This window comes from Parendozoicomonas haliclonae, from assembly GCF_900174585.1.
GTDB lineage: Bacteria > Pseudomonadota > Gammaproteobacteria > Pseudomonadales > Endozoicomonadaceae > Sansalvadorimonas > Sansalvadorimonas haliclonae.
In genome coordinates, this window is the sequence record NZ_FWPT01000006.1 from 256,662 (window position 1) to 276,889 (window position 20,228).

At 51.9% G+C, this 20,228-nt stretch carries 13 protein-coding genes; 4 read left to right on the top strand and 9 right to left on the bottom strand.

Features of this window, described 5'->3' with window-relative positions; all coding sequences use genetic code 11:
* Window positions 1-61: 61 nt before the first annotated feature.
* Window positions 62-1,681 carry a peptide ABC transporter substrate-binding protein gene (locus tag EHSB41UT_RS14360; protein ID WP_087111021.1) on the bottom strand — a complete coding sequence of 540 codons (1,620 nt, stop codon included), beginning with the start codon at window positions 1,679-1,681 and terminating at the stop codon, window positions 62-64.
* Between the two features lie 421 nt (window positions 1,682-2,102).
* Here EHSB41UT_RS14360 and EHSB41UT_RS14365 point away from each other — a divergent pair, with 421 nt between their 5' ends.
* A complete protein-coding gene (locus tag EHSB41UT_RS14365; RefSeq protein WP_087111023.1) occupies window positions 2,103-2,693 on the top strand; it encodes a DNA-3-methyladenine glycosylase I in 591 nt (196 codons plus the stop codon).
* On the opposite strand, the gene EHSB41UT_RS14370 is transcribed toward EHSB41UT_RS14365, so the two are convergent.
* The 8 genes from EHSB41UT_RS14370 to EHSB41UT_RS14405 form a co-directional block, all read right to left on the bottom strand.
* Window positions 2,690-3,391, bottom strand: a complete 702-nt coding sequence (locus EHSB41UT_RS14370) for a DNA-3-methyladenine glycosylase I (protein ID WP_087111025.1) — start codon at window positions 3,389-3,391, stop codon at window positions 2,690-2,692. The genes EHSB41UT_RS14365 and EHSB41UT_RS14370 overlap by 4 nt on opposite strands.
* Before the next feature lie 102 nt (window positions 3,392-3,493).
* Window positions 3,494-4,504 carry a galactose/methyl galactoside ABC transporter permease MglC gene (mglC, locus tag EHSB41UT_RS14375; RefSeq protein ID WP_087111026.1) on the bottom strand — a complete coding sequence of 337 codons (1,011 nt, stop codon included), beginning with the start codon at window positions 4,502-4,504 and terminating at the stop codon, window positions 3,494-3,496.
* A gap of 28 nt (window positions 4,505-4,532) precedes the next feature.
* Entirely contained in the window at window positions 4,533-6,044 is a 1,512-nt protein-coding gene (mglA, locus tag EHSB41UT_RS14380; protein WP_087111028.1) for a galactose/methyl galactoside ABC transporter ATP-binding protein MglA, read from the bottom strand.
* A 107-nt stretch (window positions 6,045-6,151) separates the two neighbouring features.
* Complete coding sequence (mglB, locus tag EHSB41UT_RS14385) at window positions 6,152-7,123, bottom strand: galactose/glucose ABC transporter substrate-binding protein MglB (protein WP_087111030.1); 972 nt, start codon at window positions 7,121-7,123, stop codon at window positions 6,152-6,154.
* Window positions 7,124-7,368: 245 nt separating this feature from the next.
* The gene (locus EHSB41UT_RS14390) at window positions 7,369-10,491 is read right to left on the bottom strand and encodes a beta-galactosidase (protein ID WP_087111032.1); all 3,123 of its coding nucleotides are present in this window, start codon (window positions 10,489-10,491) and stop codon (window positions 7,369-7,371) included.
* Window positions 10,492-10,499: 8 nt separating this feature from the next.
* Window positions 10,500-11,591: an aldose epimerase family protein gene (locus tag EHSB41UT_RS14395; RefSeq protein WP_087111034.1), complete on the bottom strand. Its 1,092-nt coding sequence runs from the start codon at window positions 11,589-11,591 to the stop codon at window positions 10,500-10,502.
* Entirely contained in the window at window positions 11,591-12,769 is a 1,179-nt protein-coding gene (gene galK, locus EHSB41UT_RS14400) for a galactokinase (RefSeq protein WP_087111036.1), read from the bottom strand. The genes EHSB41UT_RS14395 and galK overlap by 1 nt, the downstream gene beginning before the upstream one ends.
* 25 nt (window positions 12,770-12,794) lie before the next feature.
* The gene (locus tag EHSB41UT_RS14405; protein ID WP_087111038.1) at window positions 12,795-13,841 is read right to left on the bottom strand and encodes a UDP-glucose--hexose-1-phosphate uridylyltransferase; all 1,047 of its coding nucleotides are present in this window, start codon (window positions 13,839-13,841) and stop codon (window positions 12,795-12,797) included.
* A gap of 260 nt (window positions 13,842-14,101) precedes the next feature.
* Here EHSB41UT_RS14405 and EHSB41UT_RS14410 point away from each other — a divergent pair, with 260 nt between their 5' ends.
* From EHSB41UT_RS14410 to EHSB41UT_RS14420, 3 genes are all read left to right on the top strand, one after another.
* Window positions 14,102-15,097: a LacI family DNA-binding transcriptional regulator gene (locus tag EHSB41UT_RS14410; RefSeq protein WP_165767271.1), complete on the top strand. Its 996-nt coding sequence runs from the start codon at window positions 14,102-14,104 to the stop codon at window positions 15,095-15,097.
* A 159-nt stretch (window positions 15,098-15,256) separates the two neighbouring features.
* A complete protein-coding gene (locus EHSB41UT_RS14415) occupies window positions 15,257-19,363 on the top strand; it encodes a response regulator (protein ID WP_133060526.1) in 4,107 nt (1,368 codons plus the stop codon).
* 26 nt (window positions 19,364-19,389) lie between these two features.
* Window positions 19,390-20,226 (top strand): CheR family methyltransferase, encoded by an 837-nt coding sequence (locus EHSB41UT_RS14420; protein WP_087111045.1) that lies wholly within the window; start codon window positions 19,390-19,392, stop codon window positions 20,224-20,226.
* The last annotated feature ends 2 nt before the right edge of the window (window positions 20,227-20,228 follow it).

Sequence of the window (20,228 nt, forward strand, 5' to 3'; positions counted from 1 at the left end):
GCCGCTGCCGTCAAAGACGACAGCGGCAGTCAGACACATCAGCAACCGTAGTCAGGCGGCTTTAGTGCTTGATGATATAAATGTCGCGGGAGAACACATTGTCTTCTGGGTTATTCAGCGGATAACCACCCACATAAGGCTTCACCAGACGGCTGGAAACGTACTGATAGATTGGCGCCGCAGGCATATCCTTGGCGTAAACCTGTTCAGCCTTTTCGTAAACCAGACCACGCTTGCCTTCATCGATAGTGGTTTTGGCCTTTTCCAGCAGGGCGTCATACTCTGAGTTTTTCCACTTGGCATCGTTCAGGTCGCTGTAGCTGGCCCACAGGCTGAGCATGGTAGATGCTTCGTTGTAGTCGCCCAGCCAGCCGGCACGGGTAATGTCGAAGTCGCCCTGACGACGGGTGTCGAGGAAGGTCTTCCACTCTTCGTTACGCAGGGTGACTTTCACACCCAGAGCCTGTTTCCACATCTGGGAGATGGCGATAGCCACTTTTTTGTGGGATTCGCTGGTGTTGTACAGCAGCTCAACTTCCAGAGGGTTGCCCTTGTCGAAACCGGCTTCAGACAGCAGACGCTTGGCTTCGGTTTCACGCTCTTTCTGGTTCATCTTTTCCCAGGCCAGGTTTGGCTTAACAAAGCCATTCACGGAATCCGGGGTAAAGCTGTAAGTTGGTTTTTCGCCCTGGCCAACAACGAAGTTGGCAATCGCGTCACGGTTGATGGCATAGGCCAGAGCCTTACGCACACGAACGTCATTGAATGGTGCACGCTCAGTGTTGAAGGTGTAGTAGTAGGTACCAATCTGTGGAGTGATCTTCACTTCACCAGGGATATCCTTCTTGAGGCTCTTGAAGTGCTCCAGAGGAATCTCGTTGGTCATATCCACTTCACCAGCCTTGTAGCGGTTCAGCTCAGAGGTCTGGGAAACGATTGGCAGATAGTGAACTTCGTCAACAACAGTCTTGTCGTTGTTCCAGTAGTGCGGGTTACGCTTGGCGATAATGCGCTCGTTCACCACCCACTCTTCCATGGTGTAGGCACCGTTGGAAACAATGTTCTCGGCACGGGTCCACTGATCACCATGCTTCTCGATCACTTTTTGTGGAGTCGGGAAGGTAGTGTAGTGAGCCAGCAGTTTAGGGAAGAATGGCACAGGTGCTTTCAGGGTTACCTGGAAGGTTTTGTCATCAACAGCCTTTACACCCAGCTCGGATGGGTCCATATCGCCGGCAACGACTTCATCAGCATTCACGATGCCTGGGATCTGCATGTACCAGGAGTACTTGGAAGCTGTGGCCGGGTTAACAGCGCGCTGGAAAGCGTATACGAAATCACCGGCTGTTACAGGATCACCGTTGGACCAGCGAGCGCTTTCACGCAGCTTGAAGGTGTATACCAGACCATCGTCGGAGATAGTCCAGCTTTCAGCGGTACCTGGAATGGTATTGCCGTTACCATCCTGAGTTACCAGACCTTCAAAAAGGTCACGGGCAACATAGCCGCCAGGAGTACCTTCGATTTTTTGAGGGTCGAGAGAGGCCGGCTCGGAGCCAATGCCACGACGGAATACCTGATCTTCTGCCAGCTGGGTGCCCGCAGGTACTTCTGCGGCCTGAGCAGGCAGAGTTGCACTAATAGCCATCGCCAGACTGGCGAACGCAATCATTTTTTTCATTCTGCGCCTTACTTATCAATTTAGTTATATTCCCCACACACTGGTCTCTCGAAAACGCTGAGAGTAGGTAATGGGAGGTAGTTGGCTGCAGTGCGGCAATTCACGTGGTCCACACTTGCGTATCAAGTCATGAACAATCCCTGTTTCTCTAGACGCAGCATCTCGCAATACAACTGTTACAACAGAGGTGTATAGTCGCAGTGCGGAGCGCTGCGAAAAGGATGCAATTTGCGTCTGTACTACACACTATATCTTCAGAAAACTCTTACGAGCAAGCGGAAAATCTTGATAAAAATCAAAAAGCTGCATGTTTTCAGGGGATATTTTTGTAGTGGGGTTTTTATTGGCGCATTTTTCCGGTTTGATTGCTGTTTTTAGATAAAAGACGGCGTTTATCTATTGGGAAGGAGAAGGCTTGTATATGGATATTACTGATAATCAGCGATGTGGATGGTGTCACAGTGATGAGTTGTATCGTATATATCACGATAATGAGTGGGGTGTCCCCTGCCGGGATGACCAGACTCTGTTCGAGTTTCTGATCCTTGAGGGAGCGCAGGCGGGTCTTTCCTGGATTACCGTTTTGAGAAAGCGGGAACATTACCGTGAAGTCTTTGATCAGTTTGATCCGGTCAAAATTGCGGCCTATGGTCCAGAGAAAGTTGAAGAGCTGCTGCAGGATCCCGGCATTATTCGCAACAAGCTGAAAGTGAACAGTGCCATCCGCAATGCCAAAGCATTCCTGAAAATTCAGGAAAAGCATGGCTCATTCGCTGAATACATCTGGTCTTTTGTGGACGGAAAACCTATCCAGAACAATTTTGAGACTCTGGCTGATGTTCCGGCGTCTACCGAGATATCCGACAGAATGAGCAAGGCGTTGAAGAAAGACGGCTTTAACTTTGTCGGCTCAACCATCTGCTATGCCTTTATGCAGGCGACAGGAATGGTGAATGACCATATTCAATCCTGTCACCGTTATCAGGCATGCAAGGATTTGGCAGAGTCTTAAGCCGGCTCAACGTTGACGTGATTTTCACCCACGCTGAAGGCTATAAGACGACTAAGTTCACACAGGCTGCGGCCGCTTTGCTGCTGCAGCTCGTTAAAGAAAGCCTGAATTGCTTTCAGGCTGCGCTGACTGGTCAAACCGCCCTCAATCACTTCTTGCTCGCGCAGGTAAGCTTCTACATCTCGGCTCAGCAGGAAGGTATCTTTGCCGAGGAAGCGCAGGGCATAAGGGCCAATATTGCCCCCTAGGCGGCTACCGTGCTTTTTCAGGTAACTCCAGAGGCCAATGATGTCTGACTCCGGCCACTGGGCAATAAACTCGGCAAAGCTGCCTTCCCGTTCACGGACATCGTGAATAAAAAAGGCATTGTCCCGAATGCTCCAGACCTTTTTCAGGTTTCGGATAATGCGCGGGTCGGTGGCTTTTCGCTCCAGCATCTCGTCCGGCATCATCAGCAGTTTATCCACATCAAAGCCCCAGAATACTTCTTCAAAGGCGGGCCACTTGTTATCCACCACTCTCCAGACAAAACCGGACTGAAACACCTTGCGGGTAAACTCTGCCAGAAACCGGTCTTCAGGCAGTTTATTTAGCTGAGGGTCAGGAAGTGAGATGGTCAGCAGAGCTTCCAGATTGTCATCCCCGCCTTTGCGAATGGAGGCAAGCTGGTAGATCTTTTGAAAGTTGGTCAGTGGCATGATGGCGGCAATTGTTTGATGGTATACCGTTGATCATACCCGCAAATGAGGTAATAAAAAGCCGGTCGTGATGACCGGCTTTATGACACAGGAGACAGCGGTTTACTTCTTGCCGTTGTACTTCATGGAATCAAGAGCCACCGCGAATACGATGATGCCGCCTTTGATGATGTACTGCCAGTATGGGCTTACGCCGATGTAAGTCATACCGTAGTTGATGATGGTGAAGATAAATACACCGGTCACAACACCGGATACACGGCCTACACCACCGGCAAAGGATACACCGCCGACCACACAGGCTGCGATGGCATCAAGCTCGTACAGGAAGCCCAGGTTGTTGGTCGCAGAGCCGACACGGCCAGCTTCCAGCATACCTGCGAAAGCGTAGAACACGCCGGACAGGGCATACACAATCAGCAGAGTACGGGCAACGTTAACACCGGAAACCTTGGCGGCTTCAGGGTTGCCGCCAACAGCGAACAGGTTTTTACCGAAGGTGGTTTTATTCCACAGCACCCAGGTAAATACGATGGCAATAGCTGCGTAGAAGGTGATGTAGGAGAGGCGGAAGCCACCAATCCGGATAAAGCCCTGGGTAAATTCAGAGAACGCTGGATCAAAGCCGGCAATCGGTGATGCACCGACATAGTCAAAGTACAGAGAGTTGATACCGTAAACGATGATCATGGTGCCAAGGGTGGCAATAAACGGCACAACCTTGAGCTTGGCAACGATCAGGCCGTTTACCAGACCAATCAGAGCACCAATGGAACAAACGATCAGAATCACCACAGGAATGGGCACTACGCCCAGTTCCGGGAACACCTTGTTTACGTTGGACATCGCCTGCAGCAGGGTTGCGGAGATAACCGCAGCCAGACCCACCTGACGACCTGCAGAAAGGTCTGTACCCTGGGTCACAATCAAGCCGGCAACACCCAGTGCGATAATGATACGCACAGACGACTGAGTCAGGATGTTACTCAGGTTACGCAGGCTCAGGAAGGAAGGTTCCTGGATAATAATCACGGCCAGCAGGATCAGCAGTACCGCATAGATACCGCCTTTCTTTAGTAGCTCAAGCGGCTGATTTCTTTTTACAGCGTCCATAGCTTATCTACGCTCTTGGTAATTGAAATTAGAGGAAGCGAGAGGCGAGGTTCAGAATCTCGCTCTGGCTGGTTTCCCTGGTGTTCACAATGCCGGCAACACGACCGTTACTCATAACCAGAATGCGGTCGGTTACCCCAAGAAGCTCTGGCATTTCAGACGACACCATGATGATACCTTTGCCCTTGTTGGCGAGATCCAGCATCAGCTGATAGATCTCGAACTTGGCACCTACGTCGATACCGCGGGTTGGTTCATCCATCATCAGAATATCGGGCTGGGTCAGCAGGCTGCGGCCGATAACCACTTTCTGCTGGTTACCGCCGGAGAGAGAGCCGATAGGTGTGTGCTTACCCGGTGTTTTTACGCGCATAGAATCGATTACCCACTGGGTATCGGAATCCATCTTTTTGTTACTCAGCAGGCCGAACTTTTCCTTGTAGGCGGAAATGTTATTGATCAGCGAGTTAAAGGTGATGTCCAGCGTGGCGTAGATACCTGTCGCCCGGCGTTCCTCGGTAATCAGGGCAAAGCCGTTCTGCATGGCTTCGTGAGGATTGTCGTTTTTAACAACCTTGCCGTTATGGCTGATGCTGCCAGCGTTGGTGCCGCGCAAGCCAAACAAGGCTTCAACAACATCGGTACGGCGAGCGCCTACCAGACCGGCGATACCAAGAATCTCGCCATGACGCAGGTCGAAAGTCACATCCTGAATAGATGGCTGGTTGGACGCGGTCAGACCTTTGACTTCAAGTGCGATGTCGCCTGGCGTATTGGTCTTGGCCGGGAAGCGCTGCGTGAGTTCACGTCCCACCATCATATTAATAATTTTATCCATATCCAGTTCAGCGAGCGGGCGGGTATCTACCCACTGGCCGTCACGGAGGATGGTAATTTCGTCACACAGCTCAAAGATCTCTTCCATCTTGTGGGAGATATAAACGATGCCGCAGCCGCGATCTTTAAGCTTGTTGATAATGGTGAAGAGGTGCTTCACCTCTTTCTCTGTCAGGGATGAGGTTGGTTCATCCATGATCACAATCTTGGCGTTGTAGGAAAACGCTTTCGCAATCTCGACCATCTGTCGCTGAGAGACAGACAGGTCTGCGACTTTATCCTTCGGATCGACCCGGATATCCAGCTCATCAAAGATTGCTTTGGTGTCGTCGTACATCTTCTGCTGATCGACGAACAGACCTTTGAGCGGGTAACGACCCAGCCACACGTTATCCATAACGGTGGTCTGCAGTACCTGGTTCAGCTCCTGGTGCACCATGGATATACCGTTATCCAAAGCCTCTTTGGATGTATTGAAATTGACGGGTTTGTCCAGGAAAAGGATTTCACCTTCGTCTTTTTCATAAATGCCAAACAGGCATTTGAGCAAGGTTGATTTACCGGCGCCATTCTCCCCCATCAGAGCATGAACGGAATGGGGTCTTATTCGCAGGTTAACCTTATCGAGGGCTTTTACGCCTGGGAATGACTTACTGACGTTTGTCATTTCCAGCAGCCACTCGGACTTCATTTGTTTATCCATAGGGGGGAACCCTTGGTGTGCTTATCCAGGTCAGGCAGAAGGTCTGGGCTCTGGATAATAATCCAGAAGCCCAGAATCGGCAGGTCAGGTCGCTATGAGGTCAACTCTTAGAGAGAGCTCTTTTCAACGGCAACATAAGGAACGCGAACAATCTTGTTCTCGATCTTCCACTCGGTGCCTTCAGCGGCAGGTTTGCCGTTGGCCAGGTTACGGGTCAGTTCAACAGTGGCGCGCGCCTGGTTGTCACCGTCGTTCAGTACGGTACCGGCCATTTCGCCGCTCTTGATCATGGCGATAGCTTCAGGAAGAGCGTCTACACCGTAAACAGGGATGGAGGTCTTGCCAACAGCCTTCATGGCTTCAACAGCACCCATTGCCATACCATCGTTGTTGGAGATAACCACTTCGATTTTCGCTGCGTTAGGGCCGGAGAACCATGCGTCTACCTTATCCTTGGCCATGGCGGTATCCCACATACCGGTATCCATGTGCAGTTCTTCGGTAGCGAAGCCTTTATCGTTCAGGGTCTTGGTTACGTACGTGGTACGTGCTTCGGCATCTGGATGGCCTGGCTCACCTTTCAGCAGAACGTACTGGATCTTGCCGTCTTTGTTCAGGTCCCACTGTGGGTTGGCTGCCCACTGTTTGGCGATCATTTCGCCCTGGATGATGCCGGACTCCTTGGAGTCGGTACCTACGTAGTAAGCTTTTTCATAGCTGGCCAGTACGTCTGCGGAAGGTTCCTTGTTGAAGAACACAACAGGAACGTCGTCGTACTTGGCTTTCTGGATAATGGTTGGAGCAGCAGCCGGGTCAACCAGGTTGATTGCCATGGCCTTCACACCACGTGCCAGCATAACGTCCACCTGGTCGTTCTGCATGGACTGGCTGTTCTGGGAGTCGTTCATCAGCAGTTTGAGGCTGTCGTCCTTGGCGGCTTCAGCTTCAATGGCCTGACGCACGATAGACATGAAGTTATCGTCGTACTTGTAGATGGTAACACCAAGGGTGGTCGCTTGAGCGGAGCCTGCCAGCATCATACCGGCGGACAGGGCGGCCATAGCAAAGACTTTTTTCATTTTTTTGTTCCCAAAGTAATGACAGTTCTTAGTTGCTGCTCGTTGATTGACGGGATTTATCTTAAATGTTGGTGTTTTCCGAAATCCTGATGCAAATCAAAGGGCTGTGTGCGTTTTTATTGCTTTGTGTCAGCTTTTGCAGGATTTATGAAAACGTTTGCTTAATTGATACCACTTTTTCCTCTGTCCGACCAGAAGTGATCGTGATCGAACAGAGTACGTCATTTTTTTATGAGAGATATGCCTTATTTTGCGATCAGGCTCAGACCATATTGGTAATGGGTTTTCGTGAGCAGATAGGCGTCATGAACCGACTTGCTCCATGAATCATCACCACCAAGACCCATATGGAAACCATCAATCCATAACCAGGTTTTTCCTTCCGGCTTCAGCTCATGAATATGCAGAGCTTTGTCCAGAGTTTTCGTGGAATAAGGGCTGAGGGTCATCACCAATGGTTGCTTGCCAACAAAGGAAAGACGTTGGTTGTCGTTAAGCAGAGTCATTTCACGAACATCGCTGCGGGCACCGTTTTCCTGAGGAACAACGTATGTCGTTTGCATCTCGGAAAATGGCAGCTGGTAACAATCAATCAAAGCGCCACGACAGCGGTCAGGATAGTTCTCCCATGGCCCCCGGCCAAACCAGTCAACGGTATCAACGTTTTGGGTCAGAACCAGTTGGAGGCCCACTCTCGGGAGCGGTGGCAGGTCAGCACGCACCTCAACGTTGACAGCGATTTCACAGCGACCGTCCGCATAAATGCGATACTGGTGCTGGGTGTGAATTATGTTGCGGTCGGTGTCCGTGCCATAGGCTCTCCGGGTCTCAACCAGCACCTGCTGATTACCCAAAGGCCAGCATTGAATGCTGACGCCACGACCCTGCAGAGTGTTCAAACCGGCTTCCAGCCAGTCTTTGCCATACACGTCCGGAGTGAGCACTTCAAATGGCGCCAGATCGTTATCGGTCATGGCTCGGTAGAAGTGATCTGTCAGCGGTTGTGCCAGCTGATTCTGGTGATTGCAGTGCCACTGCTCCAGTGTTGCGGATGATCGGTTAAAGATGAAGCTAAAGTCCTTTCCGCTAATGGTGATGTGCTGTTCATCATCCTGCACTTTCAGCGTATCTGTGTTTGCCGGCGCAGTGATGGACAAAGGAACAGGCCAGTTAAGAGCAAACTGAGAGTGGGCGGTGATATGCCCGGCATCAGCCCAGTCGGTGGCTGTTTTTAGCTGCACTTCACAATGAACAAAATATTCTATGTCCGGCAGGAGTTTCGGTTGCTGAATAGTGAGTTCAAAAGCTCGCTCACATCCCGGCTTTGTGAAAATGTTTTCAATGACACCTGCTTGAAGTGTTTCACCATTGCTTTTCAAGCTCCAGTGCAGCGCCATATTGCTCAGATCATCAAAGTTATAACCGTTCGACAATGTCAGAGTATGGCTGTTCAGAGCGAACTGCAGATACTGATGAACATATTTCGCTTCCAGCAGTTGTGGGCGAGCAGTACGATCCGGTGACACAATGCCGTTGATGCAGAACTGCCGATCATTGATGTATTTGCCATCGCCCTGATCCGGGAAGTCACCGCCATAGGCCCAATAGGCTTGATCATTGTCGTCTGTGCGCAGAAAGCCCTGATCAACCCAATCCCAGACAAAGCCGCCCTGCAGTCGTGGCAGCTTGTGGAACGCGTCCCAGTATTCACCATAACCGCCAAGGCTATTGCCCATGGCATGGCTGTACTCGCAAAGAATCAGCGGGCGGGTTTCCCCGGGCTGGCTCAGATATTTATCCAGCGACCATTTATGCACAGTGCCCTGCCAGAGATCTTTGTGTGTCCGGGCATACATGGGGCAGAGAATATCGGTAATGTCGGTATCGGAGCCGCCGGCTTCATATTGGACGGGGCGGGTTTTATCGGTGTTCTTGATCCAGTGGTAAGCCGACTGAAGGTTGCGGCCATAGCCGGATTCATTCCCCAGAGACCAGATAATCACAGAGGCGTGATTGCGAGTGCGGGGCACCATGCGGGTGCTGCGCTCTACCACAGCCTGATGCCAGGCAGTATCGTTGGTAAAGCGGTTAAAAGGTTCGGCGCCGTGGGTTTCGAGGTTAGCCTCATCCATCATATACAGGCCAAGACGGTCACACAGTCGATACCAGAGCGGTGCATTGGGATAGTGGGCATTACGCACAGCATTAAAGTTATGCTGCTTCATCAGTCGGATATCCTGCTCCATGCTGTTCCTGCTCAGGGTATGACCGGTGAGCTGGTCATGCTCATGACGATTGACGCCGCGCAGCAGCAGTGGCTGGCCGTTCAGGCACAGCAGACCGTCTTTGATAACGATTTCGCGAAAACCCACTTCACAGCTTTCAATATCTGTTATTTGCCCTTCGTCGTTTTCCAGCCAGAGCAGGAGGCGATAAAGGTTAGGATATTCAGCAGACCAAAGCTGGATATCCCGAATCTGGACAGATGCCTTGAAAACCGGCTCGGCAAAATTGCGCTCATCTCGGTAGCGACTGGCTTCAACTGGAAGTCGCTCAAGAATGGTTGAGCTATTACCATCCACCAAAGACGCAAACACCTTCTGCTCTGGCACAAAAGTGTTCAGTTGCAGGGAGATGGAGAGTTCACCGTCACGGTAGCTGTGTACCGGTAAGGCTTCGATCTGAAAATCAGCAATATGGGTTTTGGCTTTGGGCAGGATATAGACATCCCGGAAGATCCCTGACAGCCACCACATATCCTGGTCTTCCAGATAGCTGCCATCACTCCAGCGTATCACCATCACAGCCAGAGTATTTTCACCATCAGCCAAAGCATGGTTCAGGGAGAACTCGGCGGGCAGTCGGCTGTCCTGCGAATAACCCAGATAATGGCCATTTAGCCAGCAATGAAAGGCCGAGTTCACGCCATCAAAAACAATCCGGGTATCTTGTTCCTGCCAGTTGTCCGGTGCAGTAAAGCTGACCCGATAACACCCCGTTGGGTTATCTGCTGGAACATGTGGAGGATTAAACGGAAACGGATAAACAACGTTGGTATAAACCGGGCAGTCATGGCCATGCATCTGCCAGTTGGAAGGAACGGGGATCTTGTTCCATCCGATGGTTTGAAAATCAGGTTTAATAAAGCTTTCAGGAACAGACTCTGGCTGATCAAACAGGCAGAAGTCCCAGTCGCCATTCAGATAAGTACGACCACTGTCTGTTTCCGGTTCGACTGTCAGGGCTGTGGCAAGATCATTCCACCCGGCTAGAGGCGCGTGAGCAGGCAGGCGGTGGAGGCCGGTGACGGACTGGTTTTCCCAGTCACGTCTTTGCAGGATGGCAGGAATATCCAGATTGGAAATCATAACTCTCACTATTGGCTGCGGCAGCCGAAGATCCAACAGGTATGGTGCTGATAGATTTCACCCGGTTGCAGGGTGATGGCAGGGAAGTTTGGCTGGTTGGAGGCATCGGGCCACCCCTGGGTTTCCAGACAGAAGCCTTCCTGGTTGTGCCAGACCTTGCCTTCCGGCGCAGGTGTACCTTCCAGATAGTTACCGGTGTAAAGCTGAACGCCGGGCTGGTTGGTATAGATGGTTAAGGTGCGGCCTGAAGATGGTTCCCACACTTCGCCCATACGTCGGGTTTCCGATTGGCCGTCATAAGGCAGACAGAAGGTGTGGTCGTAACCATTGGCCAGTGCCAGTTGCTGCTGACACAAACCGCTGCTGCTGATGCCGGCGATATCCTGCCCTATGGCCTTCGGGTGAATAAAATCAAAAGCACTGCTTTGTACCGGTTGAATCTGCCCGGTTGGGATAGCGTTTTCATCAATGGGCAGATATTCCGGCGCATCAAGCTGCAGAACATGATTGTGAATCGTTCCCGAGCCGGCCAGGTTGAAGTAGCTGTGCTGGGTCAGATTAACGACGGTGGTTTTGTTCGTTGTGGCACTAAAGCGAATATCAAGAATGTTGTCACTGGTCAGGGTGTAGATCACGCGAGCCTGAACATGGCCCGGGTAACCATCTTCACCATCAGGGCTGGTGCAGGTCATAGTGACAGAGATCGCATCATCATATTCCTCGATGCTCTGTTCCCAGACCTTGGTGTGAAAACCGTTCTCCCCACCGTGTAAATGGTTTGGATCGTTATTAATGGTCAGCTGGTAGGTTTGCCCTTCTAACTCCAGACGACCTTTGGCAATTCGATTGGCACAACGTCCAACGACGGCACCCAGATAAACACTCTGGCGTTCATAGTCTTCCAGGGAGTCGCAGGAGAGAACAATATTCTCCGACTGGCCATTCTGGTCCGGACAATGGATAGCCTGGATTGTGGCGCCATAGTCAATCAGGGCAACTTTCATGCCCTGATCATTGGTCAGAACGGTGCGGGTGACATCCTCACCCGCAGTCGTGCGGCCGAACAGGGACTGTTCGACCTTCATGGAAAGGCTGGACATTAACGGATAGCACCTTCCAGCTTGCTGGCGCCATCACAGGCCACACAGACATACATATCCGCTTTCAGCCCTGTACGGTCTTCGTAATGTTCTTCAACAGCCTGACGTACGGTTTCCACATCACTTTCAGGAACCAGCGCAACGATACAGCCACCAAAGCCACCGCCGGTCATGCGCACACCGCCATTGGAGATGGCAGCACCAACAATTTCAACCAGAGCATCAATCGCCGAAACGGTGATTTCAAAGTCATCGCGCATGGAAATGTGGGAGGCCGCCATCAGACGACCCATGTCAGCCAGGTTTCCGGAAGCCAAAGCTTCAGTGGCTGCCAGAGTACGGTCATTCTCGGTGATGACATGGCGTGCACGGCGGAAGGTGACATCATCCATCTGTGTGGAGTGCTGCTCCAACAGTGCCATATCGGCATCCCGCAGAGCTTTCACGCCCATAACCTGTGCAGCCTGCTCACACTGCTGACGACGAGTGTTGTATTCACTATCAACCAGGCCGCGCTTCACATTAGAGTTGATGATGACCACAGCGGAGCCGGCAGGAATGCTGATCGCTTTGGTTTCCAGAGAGCGGCAGTCCAGCAACAGCGCGTGACCTTCTTCGCCGGAGGCGGAGATCATCTGATCCATGATGCCGGTGTTGCTGCCGACGAAATTGTTTTCAGAGCACTGTCCGGCCAGTGCCAGCTCGCTGTTGCTGATAGCAATATCGCTCAGTGTACAGAGCGTCAGGCCGGTGACTGTCTCCAGTGAGGCCGATGAGCTGAGGCCGGTACCCTGTGGTACATTGCCGGCAATCACCAGATTCATGCCCCGCAGCTTGTAACCACTTTTGTGGAAAGCCTGTACCATGCCGCGCACATAGTTGCTCCAGAATTGGTCACCGGCCATCTTTTCCAGCGGCTGGTTCAGATCGAACTCGCTGCGACTGTTGTCGTAATCCGCAGCAACCAGAATAATTTTGTCGTCTTCCCGCAGGGACGCAGCTACGACAGTGCCGTAATCAATCGCACATGGCAGCACAAAGCCATCGTTGTAGTCGGTGTGCTCACCAATTAGATTGACTCGGCCTGGCGCCTGAAAAAAATGCTCAGCGGGCTTGCCGAAGGTCTCTTCAAAGGCTTTGGCTGTCTTTGCGATCAGCTGTTGATAACCAGCATTCATTGTTATTGCTTCCAGAAAAGTAAAATCAGGCGTCCAGATAATGTTGGTCAGGCAGATTGCGCAGACGTTCTGCGGCTTGCTCTGGTGTCAAATCCCGCTGCAGTTCGGCCAGCATCTCAAAGCCCACCATAAATTTGCGGACCGTGGCGGAACGCAGCAGCGGCGGATAGAAGTGCGCGTGCAGCTGCCAGGCTTCTTCATTGGCACCGTCGGTAAATGGCATGCCGTGCCAGCCCATGGAATAAGGGAAGGAGGTCTGGAACAGATTGTCGTAACGGGTGGTCAGGGCTTTGATAATCTCGGCCAGATTGTCGCGCTGGCTGTCGTCCAGTTTGTTGAGATGGGTAACTTTGAACTTGGGCAACAGCAGCGTCTCGAAAGGCCAGGCTGCCCACCAGGGCACCACGGCAATCCAGTCGTTGTTCTCAACTACGGTACGTTCACCGCTTGCAGACTCTTTCAGAGCGTAATCAAGCAGCAGACAGGAGCCTTTCTCTTCCAGCCACTGTGTCTGACTTTCGTTTTCTTTACGGGCTTCATTGGGGAGGAAACTGGTGGCCCAGACCTGACCGTGTGGATGCGGGTTAGAGCAACCCATGGCTGCGCCTTTGTTCTCGAAAACCTGCACCCATGCATGATTGTCACAAAGCTCTTCAACCTGTGCCGTCCAGGTATCGACGACATGACGAATCTCCTGGCTGGTCAGTTGCGGCAATGTCTTGCTGTGGTCTGGGGAGAAACAGATAACCCGTGCGACACCGGTTGCCGATGACATACGAAACATGTCGTCTTTGGTTTCCGCATCCGGGGTATCGGTCATCAAGGCCGGGAAATCATTCGGGAAAACATAGGTGGAGGCATAGTCTGGGTTGTTATCACCGGTTACCCGCTCATTACGTGGGCACAGATAGCACTCCGGGTCATGGGTGACCTTTTCCGGTTGCACAGGCTTTTCCTGAGCACCCTGCCAGGGACGCTTGGCGCGATGGGGAGATACCAGAATCCAGTCGCCGTTCAGCAGGTTCTGGCGGCGGTGAGGATGATCGACAGGATCAAACGCAGACGATGACATGTTCAACACCTGAGTGAGTAGTTGTTCGTATTCGGGTTCGAAGTGAAACAATCTTAAACGTCGTTTGTGATTGTGTTTGTTGATCTATGCCATTATTTGAATGTTTTTTGAAATCGTTTTCAAAGGTTTTTGTTGATGCATATTTGCGGGCAGGTGACATTTGGCCTGCGTCGGTGTTTTTGCTGTGAAATATGACAAAATATATGGATGCCGACGTATTCCTCTGCGGTATTGATTAAGTGACGGGCCAAGGATTTGTAGTGGTTACCATAAAAGATGTTGCTGAGGTGGCTCAGGTTTCCATCTCAACTGTGTCCCGGGTCTTGAATGGGACAGCCAAGGTTGCGCCAGGAAAAAAAGAAGCGGTGATGAAAGCGGTTGCCGATCTGGGTTACCAGCCCAGCACCGTAGCCCGGGCTCTGGTCGGCCATCGAACGGGTATGATAGGTCTGTTGGTTGGTTGTCTAGCAGACCCTTTCTTTGGCACCCTCATGCAGGGGGTTGAACGACAGGCTTGCGCCTATGGCCTGCAGGTTATTGCCGCGGAAGGCCATCATGATGCCCAGCGGGAAGAGGCTTCTTTGCGCTCTTTGATTGCCAGACGCTGTGACGCTTTGATCATCCATGCTCTTCAGCTTACCGATCAACAGATCAATGATATTATCGGTGATCTTCCGGTGGTGGTGGTCAATCGCCAGGTGGCCGGTATGGAAGACAGGTGTCTCTGGTTTGATAATTTTGAAGCCGGTTACCTGGCAGCCAAGCATCTTTTGAGCTGCGGTCATACCCGGCTCGGCTGGATCGGTCGTGATCAGGATATTGAAGATAACCATGATCGTTTTGCCGGATTCTGTCGGGCAATACGTGAACACGGCATCGCCCGCTCGTCCATCGCTATCAAGGAAGCTCCGGGAACAGCCGCAGGTGGTTATAAGGTTGCCAAAGCCCTGTTTGAGGAGCATCCGGATCTGACCGCGGTGCTGGCCTATAACGATGCCACTGCTGCCGGCTGCCTGCGCGCGCTTCATGAACGAGGTTGCCCGCTGCCACAGACTTGCTCTGTAATGGGGGTGGACGATGTCTATCTGGCTGAGTATCTGCACCCGCCGCTGACCACGATTCACTATCCCATCGAAACCATTGGTCAGACGGCCGTGAAAATGGTGAACAGCTTTTTCACCGATGAGCCGCTGGATATTGGACACTGCTTCAAGCCACACCTGGTTGAGCGGGGCTCTGTCGCCCAGCTCTCATAAAGCACCTTTCTTTCTGGCTGGCCAACCCTGTGCAGGATTTGGCCGGCCCGCCGATTTCCTTCCTGATATCCGCCGTTTGTGGTTTTGCTGGCCTATGCCCGGCATTTCTCCGACACAGGCAGCGGCTGGCGGCAAACAACAGGGCTGGAAGTCAATCTCATGTCGAAAAACAAGGATGTTTCGCAAAGCACGGAAAGCAAGCTCGGGTTTGGCCTGTCCCGTACACTGTTCAGCTGGTTTCTGGCTCTCTCCCTGATACCGCTCATTGCTGTGGGCATCATCGAATACAACAATGCCCGTAAAAATATTATTGAGAACCGCCATGAAGAACTCTCCACCATCAACCTGATGCTGAGCCGGCAGATCGGGGATTATTTTGATGACATTCTGGTTAACCTGCACTTTCGCAGCGGTAAGGCTGTTGAGCTGTTGACCAGTCTGCAGCGGCTCAGGGACGAAAAATATCCCGATGTGCAAGAGATGACGCGAAGCCCGGAGTATTACGAAATCATCGATAAGCAGGGAATCGAGTTTATCGACCTGATGCGATTCTATGATTACTCCGATGTGCTGATAGGCGACGCTGACGGTAATATCGTTTACTCGGTAGGCCGTTATAGTGATTTTGGAGAAAACCTGTTTACAGGCTCCTTGTCGGATACCAAGTTCGCTAAAACGGTCAGGAAGGCAATAGATACCAATGCTCGCCTGTATGCCGACCAGCACCTCTATCCACCGGCTGGTGATGAAAAAATCAGCTTCTTTGTGCTTCCTCTGGTGAATGATCGTGAACAGATCATCGGCTTTATGGCTGCTCAGATCTGGGCAGTTGACGATATCGGCTCCATCCTCAACCGAAGTCTGGATTTAAGTAAACATATTGAAGCCTATGTGATAGGCCAGGATAAGCTCGTTCGTTTCAGCCCCACCGGGGAACACAGTCACGAAGGGGAAATGCTCGATACCAAGCCAGTGAATGAATGGCTGGGGCATCTGACCTCAGATGGGCAGTACGTAGCAGAGTATGAAGACGAAAAGTCTGGTGCTAATGGCGGGAGTCATGATAACAATCAGTATGTAGAGCAGGCTGAGCTGGCTCAGGATAGCTCCTCTCACATCAGGGTTTATCCCTGCGTGGATGGTGACATTGTGATCGGTGTCTCCAGAAATCTGGAAATTGCCGGTACCAGTATGCTGATCCTTACCGAGATGGACTACGACAAGGCCCTTGCACCGGCGATCTGGTTTCGTAATCAGCTGATCCTGATTCTGAGTGTGACCAGTTTACTGGTACTTGTGATCGCAGGGCTGATTACCCGCCGTATCGTCAACCCGATCAGAACAATAACCAGCTGGGTGAATCAGGTAGCATCGGGTAATTATGTTGATGGGGAAGTGATCAACGAACGTAATGAAATCGGTGTGCTTTCCAGAAGCTTCCAGTCGATGACCGAACGACTGCGTAAGGTTAGCTCAGATAATCGCTCCCGCAGCTGGCATCAGGAAGGGCAGGCGCAGCTGAATAATGCGGTGCGTGGTGAGCAGGCTATGGCTGAACTGTGCCGCAATATTATCACTACCATCTGCCGCTATATGGATATCCCCATGGGGGCGATGTATGTCCTGAAAGACGGTCGTCGTTTACAGATGATGGGCAGCTTCTCTTTATCCATGCGTAAAAAGATGGGCAGTGCCTTTGCCTTGGGGGAAGGGCTTCCTGGTCAGGCGGCATTGGAAAAACAGTCCATCACCTTGTTGGTTCCTGAAGATTACTTTGCCATTGAATCCGGTCTTGGCAGCAGTGGGCCGGATCGAGTCTTTGTGATGCCGGTTATCTACGAAGGGGAAGTTCGTGGCGTGCTGGAGTTTGCTCTGCTGGGAGAGCTGGAAGAGTTGCATCAGGAGTTCCTTGAAGCGGCCAAAGAGAGTATCGCCATAGCCATAAACTCAGCTCTGGCTCGGGAAAGGGTGCAGGAACTGCTGGATAAAACCACTCATCAGGCGGAAACCCTGCAGCAACAGCAGGAAGATTTGCGTACAGCCAATGAAGAGCTGGAGCATCAAACCAAGATCCTTAAAGAATCGGAAGAAGAACTGAAAACGCAGTCGGATGAGCTGCAACGGGCTAATGTGGAACTGGAAGAGAAGAGTGAATCTCTGTTTCACCAGAAGGAAGAGATCGAGCTTAAAAACGAAGAGATTGAAAAGGCTCGTGAGGCCATAGAACGTAAGGCGGATGAGCTGGAGCAGGTCAGTAAATACAAATCCGAGTTTCTGGCCAATATGTCCCATGAATTGCGCACGCCGCTCAACAGTATGCTGATATTGGCGCGGATGTTGTCGGATAACGAAGAGGGCAATCTGGATGGCGATCAGGTCGAATCTGCTCAGGTTATCCACAAGGTGGGCCATGATCTGCTGGATCTGATCAACGATATTCTTGATCTCTCGAAGGTCGAGGCCGGCAAGCTGGAAGTGAATATCGAGCCGGTCTCCCTGCAGGATATGCTGGATCAGCTGCGTACACAGTTCACCCCGATAGCCGGTGACAAGAAGCTCGATTTTGAAGTGGTGGCCGCTACTGATACCCAGGTCAATCTTGAAACTGACGGCCAGCGGGTCATGCAGATTATCAAGAATCTGTTGTCTAACGCGTTCAAATTTACCGAGAAGGGTGGGGTTAAGCTGCGGGTCAGCCAGCAGCCACCATCACCGGCGTTTGCTTCCGATGCCTTGCGCCAGCATGGCGCTGTGTGTCTGGCGGTAGAAGACAGTGGTATTGGTATTCCCAGAGACAAGCAGGATGCCATCTTCAGTGCTTTCCAGCAGGCCGATGGTTCGACCAGCCGCAAGTATGGAGGTACTGGTCTGGGGCTTTCCATTGCAAGGGAGATGGCGGTACTGCTGGGCGGGGAGATGATCCTGACCAGCGAGGAAGGTAAGGGCTCAGTCTTTAGCCTGTTACTGCCGGCGAAGCTTTCTACATTCTCTTCTGCGCAGGCTGATGCCATGACCACGGTTACGCATACGGCAGCAAGACCCCAAACATCATCACCAGAAAAGGCCAGTGTCTGTATTCCTGATGATCGGGAAAAGCTGGAGGGCAGTCGTCCGATTCTGATTGTGGAAGATGATGCCGAGTTTGCCCGGGTACTCTATCGACTGGCCACCCATCATGGCTGCAAGGGTGTTGTCGCCTCGACAGGTGCGGATGCTCTGAGTTGCTCAGAACGTTATAACCCTCAGGCCATTATCCTCGATCTTGGGCTTCCGGATATGGATGGCCGGGATATTCTGCAGGCTCTCAAGCAGAATGCCGCCGCGGCTGAGATACCGGTGCATATTATTTCCGGGCGGGATAATGATGGCTCTCTGCTCACACTTGGAGCCTCGGAATATCTAACTAAACCGGTCAGCAGTGAAAAACTCGAAGGTCTGTTCAGTGGCTTTGAGAAAGACAATAGCGGTGGTGTACTTGTCGTCGATCCTGATAGTGAAACGGCAGCCGTCGTGCATGAGGTGCTTAATGATCGCCGCGAAGTGTTCCATGCATCAACAGCCGCAGAAGCCAGGGAAATTATTGGCTCCAACCATATCAGCCACCTGATCCTTGAACTGGCTCTTCCCGATGAGAAGGGCGATGAGTTGCTGGCAGCCCTGAAGTTCGAGCTGGGTGATGCCATGCCTTCGGTCATTATCAACACGTCCGAGGAGATAGACCGGGAGCGTTATAAATCTCTGGGTTCTGTATCCGGCACCATGGTTGTGAAGGGTGAAAACTCCTCGGCCCAGCGTTTGCAGGATGAAGTCGCCATGTTCCTGAACAGTGTGGCCCGACCAGCCAGTAAACGCAGCAAACCAGCAGCCATGCCAAGGAATGGTGATGGTGCGTTGAAGGGGCGCAAGATTCTGCTGGTGGATGATGACCTTCGTAATACCTTCGCGCTCTCCAAGGCTTTGCAGAAATATGAGCTGGATATTGTTCTGGCTGATAACGGGGAGCTGGCTCTTAAACAGCTTGAAGATGAAGGCGACGTTGAGCTGGTATTAATGGACATCATGATGCCGGTCATGGATGGCTATGAAGCCATGAAACGTATACGACAGATGGAGCGTTTCAAGGAGTTGCCGGTTATTGCTCTCACAGCTAAAGCGATGGCTGAAGATCGCGACAAGTGTATCAAGGCTGGCGCATCCGACTATCTCACCAAGCCGGTGGATGTAGAAAAGCTGGTGGCTATGTTGAGGGTCTGGCTGCAGGTTTAGGCTGGGCTAATACAAGAATCACAACCATGACCAGCCCACTGCCTCATCAACCGCAGGATACTGATCAGCTTTTGAAAACCATGGCTGATCAGTACGGCTACGACTTCAGGGATTACGCGCCGGCATCACTGAACCGGCGTATACGACAGCATGTGGAGCAACATCGCTTTCAAAACATCGGCGCACTGAATCAGGCCATAACGGATGATACGCAGGCCTTTGCTAACCTGCTTCGCAGCCTGTCTGTTCCCGTGACGGAGATGTTTCGTGACCCTTTGTTCTTCCATTATCTCCGTGAGCAGATTATTCCCTGGCTGGCGACCTTTCCCTTTATCCGGATCTGGCATGCCGGATGTGCGACCGGTGAGGAAGCCTGGTCCATGGCTATTTTGCTGCAACAGGCTGGCCTGCTGGATCGAACCCAGATCTATGCGACGGATTACAACGAAGAAGCCTTGGCAACCGCGCGCAGCGGTATCTACAGCAGTGGTCTTCTATCTCTATGGGAGCGTAATTATCAGGACAGTGGGTGTACTGGAAAGCTGGCGGACTATTGCCTGCAAAAGTACCGATCGCTACGGATGAGCAGAGAGCTGCAGAAGTCGATTATCTTCGCCAACCACAATCTGGTTACCGACAGCGTGTTTGGAGAGATGCATCTGATCCTGTGTCGCAATGTGCTGATCTACTTCAACCGTCATTTGCAGGATCGGGTCTTGAAGTTGTTCCGAGAAAGCCTTCATGCGGGGGGGCGGCTTTGTCTTGGCCCGAGAGAGAGTATGCGTTTCTCATCGACTGCGGGGGACTTTGACACTCTCCATGACGAGTGGCGGGTGTTTCGGCGCAAGGGTGGAAGCCAGTGAGG